We start from the raw sequence: 14,641 nt of genomic DNA, 5'->3' as shown, positions 1-14,641 counted from the left end.
TGTGGGAGAGAACCCAGGAGGGGTTTCCTCCCGAGGGGTTAGGTTATTGCTGTTTTGGGCCAGCTACCGTTATAGCCAGCAAGCGCTGACAATGAACAAAGAGTATGACAGCCACCTAAAAGGGTAAAACGCTGTAATTGCCCTTTTGGGGTGCAAAAGAAAAAGCCCTCCCGAAGGAGGGCTTTTTATGCGGCCAAGGACAAGCCTTGCTGTCCTCTTTGCAACTCTGTGTCGTCGCGGCGATGTAAGCGTTGAACCGCCTTGATCATCGTTCTGACATGTCGCTCCAAAGAGGCTGGATGGCGTTTTGACAGTAGGTTGATCCAGTCGAGATAGATAGCAAGCGCGGAACCTTCGGTTAGGGCTGCCTGTATCGCCTCATACTGCCCTACGGCACTCTGGACCACATCATTCACCCACTGGGCGTCAGTATTGTCCAAGAGCTCGCAGAGGGCCGTATAAGCCTTCCTTCTGGTCGCGGCCATGTAACGACGAATGTTGGCGTTTCCGCTCCCCTCTCGCCCTTCCATGACGCTCATACAGAATGCGCTGGAGTAACAAAGCATCGCGTCAGTCACGTAGTTAAACCATCGCTCCTGATGCCGTTTCTGTTCTTCCATTGCTTCCTGGTCAAGTTGCTTCTCGATGAACAACCCCGTCGGAGTACGGTGGTGCAGATGGTACTTGAACGTTAAGTGCAAGTTGACCCACCAGCGTACCGTTGCCAGTCTTCCCTTGATTTTTCGCTTCACCAGATCTTTGTACTTAGCATCGCTAAGCACTTTGACATCCTTGCGCTGTTGGATTCCTTCCATCGTCTGTAGCCCTGTAAGGCCCATCTGGTGGTAGGTTTGACCTCTTTGCATCATACGGTGATACAAAGCGCCTTTTCCTTTCGCAAGCTGGATTGCTCCGAACCGAAGGTAGAACTGCGCTGCACTACCGGGCGTATAATGTCCCTTTAGTACAGACTCCCTTAGTCGCGGGTATTCGTTCCAGATGATGAACGCAGCGGAGTCGGGATCGACTTTCACTTCATCATCTTCTGCGAAGCAAACCACCCTTCTCTTTCCGTCTGCGGTATTGATCACTTGCGCTGCCAACGGGTCATCCCCGCCGTCAAAGTAAGCCATTTCCGCTAACGGATCGGCCAAGCCATCAGAAAGCGAACCATCGCCCCAGCGACCAACCTTCAACCACAATGGCTTCGGAATTGGTGACTGAGGAACGGTTTCACACTGCGGCTCGTCTTCCAGCAAGTCCAGATCACCCATCGACCAAACCCTGTGGTAAATCTCCAGGGCATGGAAAGGCTTATCATTGAAATGATGGAAGGCCCACATGAAGTCGATATGGACTAAAGCCTCTTCCGATATGATCCGGAATTGTGGCTCTGCCATTCGACGGTTCCAGTCGTTATCCTCTGCTTGACCAGTAGCCAGCTTGTATGCCAGCTCATCAGCTCTCTTTTGCTCCATGTAGTCCATGCTGCAACAGACATGAAGCAATCGTTCTAGGAAAACAGGACTGTAAACGTCCGGCTGTATTTTGATGTATCCGCCCTCGTAAATCGTTCGACCTACGGGATGGCGGTCTTCCCATGCGTACCGGCGTTTTGCCAAGTAGCGCTGGATGCGGTTCAGCCCCGACATATAGCCATGCCTTTCAGGGTCCGTGGCAAGCAACGTCTCCATTGACTTATCCAACCCAACAGCCTGGCAAGCCCAGCAACCGAAGCGAGCGCCACAGGCGTCACTGGCCTTCTTCTCTGTTGCCGACCACACGCACTCCCCTGTTGCCGCCTTGTAAAGCTCTGCCGTAGTGACATTGCTCTCCAAGTAACTTGGCAGAGGATATGCTGAGCCCATGCCAGCGGATAGTAAGAACTCCCAGACATCACTCGCCAACCAGTTTTTCACCACATACAGCTCACCCCCATCTTTCGTCTTAATGACGCGATCTGAGCTTCCTCGCTGTTTTGCAATGTTGGCCGCACGAATAGTGCTTTCAGCATCACGACTGCCCAGCAAAAGGCAGACTTTCTGTCGAACCTCTTTGGGAAGCTCTCGCATATAAGCTGCCTTCGCTCTTTTGGCAGAGGTGATTTTTAAATCCTGGCTACACTGGCGGGCCGTGGAGTTGGAAAACGTAGGCAACCCCCTCCCAGTAAGGATTCGGCCCGTCCAACTCTGCGAGATCCCAGGCTTTGCTAGAACGATGGTCAGAGGAAGGTTTTCCTTCGCAATGAAACGCTCCAGCTCGGCCAGTTTCTGATCCGCCAGCCACCTTACCTCTGGGCTTTCGATCAGTGTGTCAGTGTGCAAGATGAAGTGGTGCTGGCTGATGGTCGCCCCACTCCTTACAGCCCGGATCAGGGCCATCAGGAACAGGTGCAAGACCGTTTCAGAATCTTTACCACTGGAATAGCCGATCATCATGGTCCACCCATCAATTAAGGCCGTGTGAATGGACTCAACCGATGACGTGATCAACGATGACAGACTGGTTCCTCTACTGGCATCAACGAAGTTCAAATCCTCGTTATCAGTCAGTTCTGACCAAACAGAATCCCACTTATCCCCACGCAAAAGCACTGGGATGGGTTGTTCTGATAGATCAAAGTTTAATGTTTGTTGCATAGGGCCTCCTGGATTAGCAGGGTGCCCATCCCTTCCGGGAAAGCACCCCGGTAGGGTTAAAATTGAATCCTGGCTATCAGACCTGAACTAGCTGCTACTCGACATCTGGTTGTCTTCGTATTGCTGCTTGGCCTGTTTCACCAGATCAATGTCACCGTCTTGCAGCTTTTGAATATCAAGCTGTAGACGAGCCTTGTGTTTCAACAGTTCAGCGACCGCATTATCAATGTGATCAATGAGCGATTGGTTTTTTTGGATGGTGTAACTGTTGAGTTCATCGAGCAGGGGCCATGCAACACTCGAATGAGTGTTGAGCAATGGGTACTCTGCTTCGATCTCACAAACCACACCGTTTGCTCCTTCTCTGTAATGAGGGAACCCGACACGCAGACCGATACGACGATCCAGCGCTGCATTTACAGTACATTCCAAAGAAGTTCGGTTTGAAAAAACATCGTTGACGTTTTTAGACATGCTATATCTCCGTTCAGTTTATGACGGAGCCCCCCTAACAGGAGGTGCTCCCGTCAGGGTTGATAATTTGCTGTTTGTTTTTGGCAGCCAGCTACCGCACTTGAGCGCCTAAGGCACTTTCCGAAGCACCCTGGGAAACCGAGATGCTTGGGAAAGCGCGGGGTTTCCCCCTGCGCTGATTACCCTTTTTAAGGGGCCGGTACGCCGATTTCTCGGCGCACTCAGGTTGAAGCTACACAGTCAAGAACCAACGTTTCATAGGGACGGTGATGTCTATCATCCCGTTTCCACATGGATTCTGGCCCCAGAATCTGTAGGTCGTCTCATAGAAGTCAAACTCAGACAAGGACTGAATCTGCGCTTCTGAGATCGGCTCAAATGGTCCACCGCAACCGATGTGCATATTGAGCCCATAATCTCGAAGCTCTAGCTCTCCGAGATTTAGCGTCTTCCCGCCCACACAAGCAACCAAGTTCTGGTTTCTGACGTCGCCTTCTTTGAACAGCAAAGCTGACTCATCGTAGCTCCCATATTGGTTGGTAAACTTCACAATATGCCCGTGCTTAGGTGAGGTTTGTTCCGACAACTCTTTCAGTAATCGCTTTACGCTTTGAAATCTCGCGTACAGAGCTGGCGTAAACTGCCCAGAGTAGTTCAAGTTTGGGCAGATCATTTCAAGCATCTCATCAGGTACAGATTCAAGCCCCATTTGCGCGGCCAATGGCTTCGCCTTTTTCAGACCTTCCTCAAGCACTCTCTGATTTACAAGTTGTTCTAATGTGTTCATTTGACTCTCCACTTTCGAGAGAGCAATGCAAGCCGTCTCCGGACTTACATTGCCCGTTAACGGCTTTATTGGTTTATCCCAAGAGGTACGGAGCTACGCCAGTCAGGAAGCCCATGACTCCCAACACAGCGCCAACCACGCCCAATTTGATTGACAGTTGGACACTTTGATCCGGATGGTTCCAGAACCACTGCCAGACTTCCCAGCGCCTGGCTCTGCGAACCTCAAGATTTACAGTGTCTTTAAAACGAACACCCAGAGCATCTACCGCATCGTAATCCAGCGCGACCGCCAGCTTTGTGATGGATAAATTCCCAGGGTTGCCCATCGCATACCGGAGAACCTTTGCTTTGGTCTCTGGGTTTACGATCATAACCGGCTCCCTCCTGAAAAAACGGGTCTTGTCTTTTCGCTTGGAATCCATGTTGCGGTTATGGAACCTGGCAATGCAGTGTTGAAGGCCTGAATCCTCGGGAGGTAAAGGCACAACAGTTTCGATTTTCATGATTACTCTCCTTTCGGATAGGCCGGAGCAAAGGCCTTTCGGCATTGCCCCGGTGAGTTACTAATGAACCAAAGATGAAGTGACCATGATTGCGTCTCCGGACATCATTACCGGGAGATATTCGCAAGGCTCATGGCCGCAGCTCTTTTTAGTTCCGTTAGGTGAATAGACAGCCAATTGACCATCCATAATGTTGAAGGGCATCCCCTGTTTTTTCGCTGCCGGTGACAGCTTGAGAGTGCCCTTTGCGTCAACCAATGCCGTTGCCCAATGGAAGTCTTCACCACCGATCACCGGCTGTGATTCATCCACGACTTCGACCATGATTGGCATCATTCCAACCCAGCTCCACAGGCTGTTCCCTAATGCGAGGGCTAAAGCCTCGAACGCGGGAAAGACTACCGATTGCCCGAGAATCTGGTGGGCAATAGTGTCCGACAGACCTTGGATGAGTTCCTCTGGTATCCCTTTCACTCGACAATGTTCTGTCGGTGTAAAGATGCGAGACAACTCCGGCTGTTCTGGATGAACAATGAAAGGTTCGGTACTTCTGCATTTTGCATAGTCCTTACCTATGGTGCCGCAAAACTCATCGTCGCCAGTCAGAAGCTGGCGAGAGAACCCCTTGCCAGCAGCTTTGTCTCTCAACTCCTTCTCAGCCAGATAGTCAAATGACTTCCAACGTTCAGAATCGAGCGGAACTGGCTCCAGGATGTCCTGTATGCGACTTTCCTTGGTGCGAACAGGCTGAACCTTCTCAAGTTCAAACCCGTCGATCCCGTGGGAAAGCGCAACAACACAAAGACGCTTGCGGCGCTCAATAACCCCAAACTCATTGCCGTCGAGAATGCGCTCTTGTAGGGAGTAACCCAACGAAGAGAGCACCGAACGAATCACTTCCATCGAAGCGGTGTTCTGGTACTCAGGCACGTTCTCAATCAGCACAACGGCTGGGTTTAGCGCTTCTACGAATTGCAGGAAGTTGAAGAACATGGCACCTGCCGCCTCATGCGATTCGGCAAACTCCAACTTGTTCTTACTGCGACCTGACTTTGACGCGCCGGTACACGGTATGCCCCCCATCAAAACATCCACCTGTGGTGGGCGTTTGCTGAGATTCACAGCCTGGATTGGCGATTCGATAACAATAGAATCTTCGTTCCAAAGCTCCGGGTTATTTGCCAAAGACGAATCGAGATATTTCCCTTCCATCTCCACGGCCACAGATATGGCACTGGCAATTCCCGCCTTGTGAAAACCGGCGTGAATCGCTTTATCAAGCACACCACCCCCATGAAAGAGGCTGCATACCGAAAGCGATTCTCCATTCTCCAGCTTACTGATAAGCCGGTTGACGCGCTCGATCACTCGCTCTTGTTGATGGTGAGCAGAGATCACAATTGCGCCGTTACGGATGAACACGCGGAGCATCTCTACACCGTCAAAAACGGTAGCAAGCTCCTGCACGGTCAGATCGATGATTGGAGACACCCGGCCATTGCGCTCGCGCTTACTGATGGTGAACTTACCCTCCTCTTTGACGCGAAGCACAACCTGGGAATCTTTCAGCTCCAGATCATACTTCATGCCAGGATAGTAACCTTCACGCAGTAGCTTTTGGCCTTCCAGCCAGACGCGCTTCTTGCCTCGATGTTCTCCTAACTTGGTGTTTACGATAGTAGCCATGAGCTCTCTCCTTTCGGTTGAGAGGCCACTACCGTCCCAATCGGGAAGTAATGGCCCCGATGGGTTTAAAGTGGTTCTCAGTTCACAGCGATGCCGTGAGACTGAATGGCATTAGCAAAGCCAGCCATTTGTTCAGGGAAGGTGTAGCGGTTGATGTCCTGGCTGCGAGCCAGATTGACATGCACCTTCTTCACCTTCGTTTCGTCAGAGTCGTACTTTTCAAGCGCCAGCTTCTCAGCTTCTTCCGGATCTCGGCCCAGCGAGTAGGCGTAAATCACAGAGGTGAAGCCAAGTCCTGAGCCGAATGCGTAGACTTGTTTCTCGAAATGGACGTCAGCGAAATAGATGCTGAATCCGGATTTGAGGTTATGTTTTTCCATGATGCACTCCAAATAGTTTGGGGGCGCACCACGTCCCGAACCGGGCGGATGCACCCGGTTTAGGGTTAGTAGATTGCTCAAGCTGTTACGCCAGCCTGAGCCTTTATTGCTTCAAGCACGATCTCTGCTTCCTTGATAGAACCAGTGCTGTACAGCTTATGCAGCACCCGGCCAAGGTTCACAGAGATCTTTTCTTTCACTTGGAGATACTTGACATAGAAGTCATACAGTTTCTCCGCCTGCTCAAGGTGGGACATGCTCTCAACGGGAATGGTATTCCCTGGATTGCAGTACCACTTTCCGAGCACCTTTTGTACAAATCCCTCTTTGTCTCCTACGAACTGATTTGTGCCAAACACCCCACTGGTTGGTGAGCGTTGAATAACAGAAATCGGATTCGCAAAGCTGGCAAGAGTAGTCATAGTTGTGGCTCCATGTTTGTCAGGGAACCACCAGCCCGAGGGGCAGTGATCCCCCAAGGGTTATGTAGAATGCTGTTTGTTTGGGGAGGCCAGCTACCTCACTATTCACTCTCGACAGAGAGCAAAATCTTGCTTTCCGAGGGGCACAAACTTTCACATGTGAAAGTCGATGCCACTGGGAAAGCAGGGGGTTAACCCCCCGCTTTAACCCGCGCTAAGCGGTTTAGGATAGACTTCACGCCTTCCCTTACTCCAGATGGATCGTAACCTGCTTCATCGCAGCAGACCACAAATGAGAATGGATGTACCTCATCGGACATCACCCAAGCCATCGTTTCCTGCTTGATTTCACTTCCAGCTCGACCATCAGCAAGGACTCTAAGGCTATGCCATAAAAGCCCATCACGTAACTGCCTTACCTCATCATCAGTCCATTCAGGCTTTGGCTCAAATGGAATGACTTCTGCGGTCTTCGGCTCTTCATCCAGGAAGAAAAGCGGCAGCTCAAGCTGGTTTTCCTTCTGGATCATCTTCACTGCATTCATGGTGACTCCTTTTACGGGCACCATGCCCCCACAGGGGCATGAAGCCCCCAGTGGGGTTACAGTCATAGTTACTTCACGCCTGCCAGTTGAGAATTGATGTTCTCTTCCAGCCAGCCTTGAAGCGATTCAAGGTCACGTTTGTCTTCCGTATTGCTGGCTTTACGTGCATCTTCCGACACAGCGCTCAACATGGCGTTAGCCTCAGCAAGTGATTCAACCGGAACTCCAAGCTGAGCACCGACGAAGGAAAGGACTTCACGCGGGATCATCTCACCAGGAGCCAGTGCACGGCCCGGATATCGTAAGGCACAAAGTTGCAGGGCAAAGCCAATCCTGTTTTCCGGTCTGCGGCGCTGCCTAATGTTTTCCAGGTCATCATCGCCCAGCGTGTAGAACTTCAGTAGCGACAGTTCGTCCGTGGGCAGATCGAACAGCGCTGCTCGCTGCCGTTCGGTGAAAATATGGCGTCGTGACATACAAATTCGTCCCTTTTGAAGTATAGTCTGTTTTGGACAACAGCCAGCCCATATAAATCAGGGCGTTCCGATACAAAAATCCAGGAGGGTTCAATTGGGACATCGTGCCGCCATTTACTGCCGGGTTTCAACAGCGGATCAGTCTTGTGAACGCCAGGAATTTGATCTGCGAGCCTTCGCCGGCTGTGCCGGCTACGACGTGGTGGGAATATTTAAGGAAACAGGTTCAGGAACTAAACTCGACCGGGCCGAGCGAAAGAAAGTCCTGGCGCTTGCCCAGTCCAGACAAATTGATGCAATCCTGGTCACTGAGCTTTCCCGGTGGGGGCGCTCGACGCTCGATCTGCTCAATACGCTACGTGAACTGGAGAACTGGAAGGTTTCCGTGATAGCCATGAATGGAATGGCGTTCGATCTTTCGTCGCCGTATGGACGAATGCTGGCGACGTTTCTTTCCGGCATTGCGGAGTTTGAGCGGGATCTCATCAGCGAGCGGGTCAAGTCAGGCCTTGCTGTTGCGAAGGCACGTGGTAAGAGGCTTGGTCGTCAGGCCGGAGTGCGACCAAAATCAGACCGACTTTTGCCTAAGGTGGTTGCGATGAGGGCCGAGGGACGCAGCTATCGCTGGATCGCACGCGAGCTCGGTATCAGCAAGAATACCGTCGCTGACATCGTGCAACGACACAGAGCTAACGCTTAGGGTGTCATTTCGCCCTCAGCCGGAACCGACCCCGAATAGGTTTCGTCGCGGATGTGCCAGGCTTGCAGCCAGGACAGCTTGGCGTAGGTCAGGCCGGGGCTCGACTCGGCCATCTTGGTCAGCCCGAGGTTGATCGCATCACCGAGGATTGCGGACAGCAGCAACGTCCTGTCTTTGGCCTCGGCCCCGTCCTTCAAGTGGGTGAAGTGGCGGCTGAAGCCCGTCCAGTCGTCCACGTCCATCAGCAGTTCGGTGATCTTGATGCGCGGCAGTAACTGGCTGGTTTGGTCGATCAGCGCCTGCGCCCGATCCGGCACCGCCGCATCCAGCGGGGTGATTTTCAGCCCTGACTCGGTGAGGATGGCATCGGGCAGCTCGTTGTCCTTGGCCAGGCGGGTGACGGTGGCCAACTGCTCGTCCAGCAGCTGCAAACGCTCTTCCAGGTACTGGTCGCTGTTCGGGTTGATCGCCAGGGGCAGGGCCTGCTCGCGCTTGAGTGCGGCGAACTTCTCGGCCGGCAGCAGGTAGTCGTCGAAGTCGCGGAACTGCCGCGAGCCCTTGACCCAGATGTCGCCGGAGCGCAGGGCGTTCTTCAGCTCGGACAGGGCGCAGATTTCGTAGAATTTCCGGTCGAGGCCTTCCGGGGTGATCACCAGCGGCTTCCAGCGCGGCTTGATGAAGGCCGTGGGTGCATCGGCCGGCACCTTGCGCAGGTTGTCGGCGTTCATCTCACGCAGGGTCTGCACGGCTGCCAGCACGCCTTGCGCGGCCGGCCCGTGCTGTTCCCCAACTTTTCGCTCGGCGAAGAGTATGAACATGCGCCGCCGGCGACGAATCGCCAAATCTCACCGTATCTCCCGAGCGGACGATTTCGCACCGGTCTGCCCGTCGAAGGGCTTGCGATCGAACGGGGCGACCTTTTCTATGCATGTCCGCGAGCCAGCGTCTTTTATGGCACGGCGCTCGACGCCGACCTTCGGACGCGCGGCGTAAGCACGCTTGTCATGGCCGGGATAAGCACCACCGGCGTTGTTCTTTCAAGCGTCGCCTGGGCTAGTGATGCGGACTACGACGTGCGTTTGGTCCAGGACTGCTGCTACGACCCGGATCGGGATGCCCACGAAGCTCTGTTGCGTTCCGGGTTCGGCGGACGTGTACAGGTCGTGTAATTTTCGGGCCTCGCATGATCGCGGCCATAGCCGCAGGTGGATTGGTGCGAGGCAGGGCCAGTCCAAGTCAGGGTGCGGTCATCGCGGCGCCTGCAACTCTCAAAAACCCATCGCCGTAGCGGAGGTCTTGTAATCGCATGTCATTACGCACGCCCGATTTATTGTTCACAGCGATAGCACCTGCCATTTGGGGCAGCACCTACATTGTCACCACCCAATACCTGCCGAACTTCTCACCGATGACGGTCGCGATGCTGCGGGCGTTGCCGGCGGGTTTATTGCTCGTGATGATCGTCCGACAGATTCCAACGGGAATCTGGTGGATGCGCATCTTCATCCTCGGCGCACTTAATATTTCGCTATTCTGGAGCTTGTTGTTTATTTCGGTCTACCGCCTGCCGGGCGGGGTCGCGGCGACGGTAGGCGCTGTGCAGCCGCTGATGGTCGTGTTCATCTCTGCCGCTCTGCTAGGTAGCCCGATACGATTGATGGCGGTCCTGGGGGCTATTTGCGGAACTGCGGGCGTGGCGCTGTTGGTGTTGACACCAAACGCAGCGCTAGATCCTGTCGGCGTCGCAGCGGGCCTGGCGGGGGCGGTTTCCATGGCGTTCGGAACCGTGCTGACCCGCAAGTGGCAACCTCCCGTGCCTCTGCTCACCTTTACCGCCTGGCAACTGGCGGCCGGAGGACTTCTGCTCGTTCCAGTAGCTTTAGTGTTTGATCCGCCAATCCCGATGCCTACAGGAACCAATGTTCTCGGCCTGGCGTGGCTCGGCCTGATCGGAGCGGGTTTAACCTACTTCCTTTGGTTCCGGGGGATCTCGCGACTCGAACCTACAGTTGTTTCCTTACTGGGCTTTCTCAGCCCGGGGACCGCCGTGTTGCTAGGATGGTTGTTCTTGGATCAGACGCTGAGTGCGCTTCAAATCATCGGCGTCCTGCTCGTGATCGGGAGTATCTGGCTGGGCCAACGTTCCAACCGCACTCCTAGGGCGCGTATAGCTTGCCGGAAGTCGCCTTGACCCGCATGGCATAGGCCTATCGTTTCCACGATCAGCGATCGGCTCGTTGCCCTGCGCCGCTCCAAAGCCCGCGACGCAGCGCCGGCAGGCAGAGCAAGTAGAGGGCAGCGCCTGCAATCCATGCCCACCCGTTCCACGTTGTTATAGAAGCCGCATAGATCGCCGTGAAGAGGAGGGGTCCGACGATCGAGGTCAGGCTGGTGAGCGCCGCCAGTGAGCCTTGCAGCTGCCCCTGACGTTCCTCATCCACCTGCCTGGACAACATTGCTTGCAGCGCCGGCATTCCGATGCCACCCGAAGCAAGCAGGACCATGATCGGGAACGCCATCCATCCCCGTGTCGCGAAGGCAAGCAGGATGTAGCCTGTGCCGTCGGCAATCATTCCGAGCATGAGTGCCCGCCTTTCGCCGAGCCGGGCGGCTACAGGGCCGGTGATCATTGCCTGGGCGAGTGAATGCAGAATGCCAAATGCGGCAAGCGAAATGCCGATCGTGGTCGCGTCCCAGTGAAAGCGATCCTCGCCGAAAATGACCCAAAGCGCGGCCGGCACCTGTCCGACAAGTTGCATGATGAAGAAGACCGCCATCAGGGCGGCGACGACGGTCATGCCCCGGGCCCACCGGAACGAAGCGAGCGGGTTGAGAGCCTCCCGGCGTAACGGCCGGCGTTCGCCTTTGTGCGACTCCGGCAAAAGGAAACAGCCCGTCAGGAAATTGAGGCCGTTCAAGGCTGCCGCGGCGAAGAACGGAGCGTGGGGGGAGAAACCGCCCATCAGCCCACCGAGCACAGGTCCCGCGACCATCCCGAACCCGAAACAGGCGCTCATGAAGCCGAAGTGCCGCGCGCGCTCATCGCCATCAGTGATATCGGCAATATAAGCGCCGGCTACCGCCCCAGTCGCCCCGGTGATGCCGGCCACGATCCGCCCGATATAGAGAACCCAAAGGAAAGGCGCCGTCGCCATGATGGCGTAGTCGACAGCAGCGCCGGCCAGCGAGACGAGCAAGACCGGCCGCCGCCCGAAACGATCCGACAGCGCGCCCAGCACAGGTGCGCAGGCAAATTGCATCAACGCATACAGCGCCAGCAGAATGCCATAGTGGGCGGTGACGTCGTTCGAGTGAACCAGATCGCGCAGGAGGCCCGGCAGCACCGGCATAATCAGGCCGATGCCGACAGCGTCGAGCGCGACAGTGCTCAGAATTACGATCAGGGGTCTGTTGGGTTTCACGTCTGGCCTCCGGACCAGCCTCCGCTGGTCCGATTGAACGCGCGGATTCTTTATCACTGATAAGTTGGTGGACATATTATGTTTATCAGTGATAAAGTGTCAAGCATGACAAAGTTGCAGCCGAATACAGTGATCCGTGCCGCCCTGGACCTGTTGAACGAGGTCGGCGTAGACGGTCTGACGACACGCAAACTGGCGGAACGGTTGGGGGTTCAGCAGCCGGCGCTTTACTGGCACTTCAGGAACAAGCGGGCGCTGCTCGACGCACTGGCCGAAGCCATGCTGGCGGAGAATCATACGCATTCGGTGCCGAGAGCCGACGACGACTGGCGCTCATTTCTGATCGGGAATGCCCGCAGCTTCAGGCAGGCGCTGCTCGCCTACCGCGATGGCGCGCGCATCCATGCCGGCACGCGACCGGGCGCACCGCAGATGGAAACGGCCGACGCGCAGCTTCGCTTCCTCTGCGAGGCGGGTTTTTCGGCCGGGGACGCCGTCAATGCGCTGATGACAATCAGCTACTTCACTGTTGGGGCCGTGCTTGAGGAGCAGGCCGGCGACAGCGATGCCGGCGAGCGCGGCGGCACCGTTGAACAGGCTCCGCTCTCGCCGCTGTTGCGGGCCGCGATAGACGCCTTCGACGAAGCCGGTCCGGACGCAGCGTTCGAGCAGGGACTCGCGGTGATTGTCGATGGATTGGCGAAAAGGAGGCTCGTTGTCAGGAACGTTGAAGGACCGAGAAAGGGTGACGATTGATCAGGACCGCTGCCGGAGCGCAACCCACTCACTACAGCAGAGCCATGTAGACAACATCCCCTCCCCCTTTCCACCGCGTCAGACGCCCGTAGCAGCCCGCTACGGGCTTTTTCATGCCCTGCCCTAGCGTCCAAGCCTCACGGCCGCGCTCGGCCTCTCTGGCGGCCTTCTGGCGCTCCTGCTGCGGCGTCCGCTCGTGGGCCGTGGCGCGGGTCCGCGCGCCGGCCTCGTGCGCCTGGCGCTCGCGGCCGTCTTCACGTTCTGCCTTGCGCAGATGAGATAGGGGAGCCCGCAGAATTCGGAAAAAATCGTACGCTAAGGTTTTCCGGGCATCCGTAAGGGCCGAAACTTCCCGTCTTCCAGTCTGCGGCTCTGCCGCCAGACGTAATCGCCGGTTAGGTTGATGTGCTCCCAGCCCAGCGGCGACAGGAATTGCAGCAGCTCGCCGTCCACCGGCTTGCCGGCCTCGACCAACCCCTGGGTGGCGCGTTCCAGGTACACCGTGTTCCACAGCACGATAGCCGCCGTCACCAGGTTGAGGCCGCTGGCCCGGTAGCGCTGCTGCTCGAAGCTCCGATCCCTGATTTCCCCAAGGCGGTTGAAGAACACCGCCCTGGCCAGCGAGTTGCGCGCCTCACCTTTGTTCAGGCCGGCATGCACGCGGCGGCGCAGTTCAACACTTTGCAGCCAGTCCAGGATGAACAGCGTGCGCTCGATCCGGCCCAGCTCGCGCAGGGCCACGGCCAGTCCGTTCTGGCGCGGGTAGCTGCCGAGCTTGCGCAGCATCAGCGAGGCGGTGACGGTGCCCTGCTTGATCGAGCTGGCCAGGCGCAGGATGTCGTCCCAGTGGGCACGCACGTGCTTGATGTTCAGGGTGCCGCCGATCAGCGGGCGCAACGTCGGGTAGGCTTGCACGCCCTGCGGCACGTACAGCTTGGTTTCGCCGAGGTCGCGGATGCGCGGCGCGAAGCGGAAGCCTAGCAGGTGCATCAGGGCAAAGACGTGATCGGTGAAGCCGGCCGTGTCGGTGTAGTGCTCCTCGATCCGCAGGTCGGACTCGTGGTACAGCAGGCCGTCGAGCACATAGGTGGAATCGCGGACGCCGACATTCACCACGCGGGTGCTGAACGGCGCGTACTGGTCGGAGATATGGGTATAGAACAGCCGTCCCGGCTCGCTACCGTACTTCGGGTTGACGTGCCCGGTGCTCTCGCCCCGGCCACCCGCGCGGAAGCGCTGGCCATCGGAGGATGAGGTCGTGCCGTCGCCCCAGTGGGCGGCAAAGGCGTGGCGATACTGGTGGTTGACCAGCTCGGCCAAGGCCGCCGAATAGGTTTCGTCGCGGATGTGCCAGGCTTGCAGCCAGGACAGCTTGGCGTAGGTCAGGCCGGGGCTCGACTCGGCCATCTTGGTCAGCCCGAGGTTGATCGCATCACCGAGGATTGCGGACAGCAGCAACGTCCTGTCTTTGGCCTCGGCCCCGTCCTTCAAGTGGGTGAAGTGGCGGCTGAAGCCCGTCCAGTCGTCCACGTCCATCAGCAGTTCGGTGATCTTGATGCGCGGCAGTAACTGGCTGGTTTGGTCGATCAGCGCCTGCGCCCGATCCGGCACCGCCGCATCCAGCGGGGTGATTTTCAGCCCTGACTCGGTGAGGATGGCATCGGGCAGCTCGTTGTCCTTGGCCAGGCGGGTGACGGTGGCCAACTGCTCGTCCAGCAGCTGCAAACGCTCTTCCAGGTACTGGTCGCTGTTCGGGTTGATCGCCAGGGGCAGGGCCTGCTCGCGCTTGAGTGCGGCGAACTTCTCGGCCGGCAGCAGGTAGTCGTCGAAGTGGCACTGTTGCAAATAG

General features: G+C 56.4%; 14 protein-coding genes and 3 pseudogenes. 4 read left to right on the top strand and 13 right to left on the bottom strand.

Going from position 1 to position 14,641, the window contains the following annotated elements; genetic code table 11:
* Positions 1 to 185 precede the first annotated feature (185 nt).
* The 9 genes and pseudogenes from CF168_RS21330 to CF168_RS21290 all read right to left on the bottom strand — a co-directional run.
* The gene (locus CF168_RS21330; RefSeq protein WP_001187970.1) at positions 186 to 2,639 is read right to left on the bottom strand and encodes a phosphoadenosine phosphosulfate reductase; all 2,454 of its coding nucleotides are present in this window, start codon (positions 2,637 to 2,639) and stop codon (positions 186 to 188) included.
* 87 nt (positions 2,640 to 2,726) lie between these two features.
* Positions 2,727 to 3,113 carry a hypothetical protein gene (locus tag CF168_RS21325; protein ID WP_000042274.1) on the bottom strand — a complete coding sequence of 129 codons (387 nt, stop codon included), beginning with the start codon at positions 3,111 to 3,113 and terminating at the stop codon, positions 2,727 to 2,729.
* Positions 3,114 to 3,345: 232 nt separating this feature from the next.
* On the bottom strand, positions 3,346 to 3,900 hold the full coding sequence (locus tag CF168_RS21320; RefSeq protein ID WP_001093868.1) for a hypothetical protein: 555 nt from the start codon (positions 3,898 to 3,900) through the stop codon (positions 3,346 to 3,348).
* 73 nt (positions 3,901 to 3,973) lie between these two features.
* A complete protein-coding gene (locus tag CF168_RS21315; protein ID WP_000687894.1) occupies positions 3,974 to 4,405 on the bottom strand; it encodes a hypothetical protein in 432 nt (143 codons plus the stop codon).
* A 60-nt stretch (positions 4,406 to 4,465) separates the two neighbouring features.
* Positions 4,466 to 6,091, bottom strand: coding sequence for a DNA cytosine methyltransferase (locus CF168_RS21310; RefSeq protein WP_000201432.1), 1,626 nt, complete (start codon positions 6,089 to 6,091; stop codon positions 4,466 to 4,468).
* 77 nt (positions 6,092 to 6,168) lie between these two features.
* A complete protein-coding gene (locus CF168_RS21305) occupies positions 6,169 to 6,471 on the bottom strand; it encodes a hypothetical protein (protein ID WP_000410925.1) in 303 nt (100 codons plus the stop codon).
* Between the two features lie 77 nt (positions 6,472 to 6,548).
* Complete coding sequence (locus CF168_RS21300; RefSeq protein WP_000209093.1) at positions 6,549 to 6,893, bottom strand: hypothetical protein; 345 nt, start codon at positions 6,891 to 6,893, stop codon at positions 6,549 to 6,551.
* A gap of 191 nt (positions 6,894 to 7,084) precedes the next feature.
* Positions 7,085 to 7,438, bottom strand: a complete 354-nt coding sequence (locus CF168_RS21295; RefSeq protein ID WP_000994741.1) for a hypothetical protein — start codon at positions 7,436 to 7,438, stop codon at positions 7,085 to 7,087.
* A 203-nt stretch (positions 7,439 to 7,641) separates the two neighbouring features.
* Positions 7,642 to 7,914, bottom strand: a pseudogene (locus CF168_RS21290) (DUF4158 domain-containing protein); the annotation flags it as partial.
* A 94-nt stretch (positions 7,915 to 8,008) separates the two neighbouring features.
* Here CF168_RS21290 and CF168_RS21285 point away from each other — a divergent pair.
* Complete coding sequence (locus tag CF168_RS21285) at positions 8,009 to 8,614, top strand: recombinase family protein (protein ID WP_000509965.1); 606 nt, start codon at positions 8,009 to 8,011, stop codon at positions 8,612 to 8,614.
* Between the two features lie 23 nt (positions 8,615 to 8,637).
* On the opposite strand, the pseudogene CF168_RS21280 reads toward CF168_RS21285, so the two are convergent.
* Positions 8,638 to 9,387 (bottom strand): annotated as a pseudogene (locus tag CF168_RS21280) (Tn3 family transposase); the annotation flags it as partial.
* Between the two features lie 3 nt (positions 9,388 to 9,390).
* Between CF168_RS21280 and CF168_RS21275 the strand changes: the two are divergent.
* Complete coding sequence (locus tag CF168_RS21275) at positions 9,391 to 9,783, top strand: cysteine hydrolase family protein (RefSeq protein WP_001351729.1); 393 nt, start codon at positions 9,391 to 9,393, stop codon at positions 9,781 to 9,783.
* Between the two features lie 137 nt (positions 9,784 to 9,920).
* Positions 9,921 to 10,805, top strand: a complete 885-nt coding sequence (locus CF168_RS21270; RefSeq protein WP_000058717.1) for a DMT family transporter — start codon at positions 9,921 to 9,923, stop codon at positions 10,803 to 10,805.
* 31 nt (positions 10,806 to 10,836) lie between these two features.
* On the opposite strand, the gene tet(A) is transcribed toward CF168_RS21270, so the two are convergent.
* Positions 10,837 to 12,036 carry a tetracycline efflux MFS transporter Tet(A) gene (gene tet(A) / locus CF168_RS21265; protein WP_000804064.1) on the bottom strand — a complete coding sequence of 400 codons (1,200 nt, stop codon included), beginning with the start codon at positions 12,034 to 12,036 and terminating at the stop codon, positions 10,837 to 10,839.
* A 105-nt stretch (positions 12,037 to 12,141) separates the two neighbouring features.
* Here tet(A) and tetR(A) point away from each other — a divergent pair, with 105 nt between their 5' ends.
* Positions 12,142 to 12,792 carry a tetracycline resistance transcriptional repressor TetR(A) gene (gene tetR(A) / locus CF168_RS21260; RefSeq protein WP_000164043.1) on the top strand — a complete coding sequence of 217 codons (651 nt, stop codon included), beginning with the start codon at positions 12,142 to 12,144 and terminating at the stop codon, positions 12,790 to 12,792.
* 31 nt (positions 12,793 to 12,823) lie between these two features.
* On the opposite strand, the gene CF168_RS21255 is transcribed toward tetR(A), so the two are convergent.
* Together CF168_RS21255 and CF168_RS21250 are read right to left on the bottom strand one after the other, a co-directional pair.
* Positions 12,824 to 13,066: a hypothetical protein gene (locus CF168_RS21255; protein WP_032140899.1), complete on the bottom strand. Its 243-nt coding sequence runs from the start codon at positions 13,064 to 13,066 to the stop codon at positions 12,824 to 12,826.
* A gap of 41 nt (positions 13,067 to 13,107) precedes the next feature.
* Positions 13,108 to 14,622 (bottom strand): annotated as a pseudogene (locus tag CF168_RS21250) (Tn3-like element TnAs1 family transposase); the annotation flags it as partial.
* Between the last annotated feature and the right edge of the window lie 19 nt (positions 14,623 to 14,641).

Source organism: Shewanella bicestrii (assembly GCF_002216875.1).
Classification (GTDB): Bacteria; Pseudomonadota; Gammaproteobacteria; order Enterobacterales; family Shewanellaceae; genus Shewanella; species Shewanella seohaensis.
This window is presented reverse-complemented; position numbering and strand designations above follow the sequence as displayed.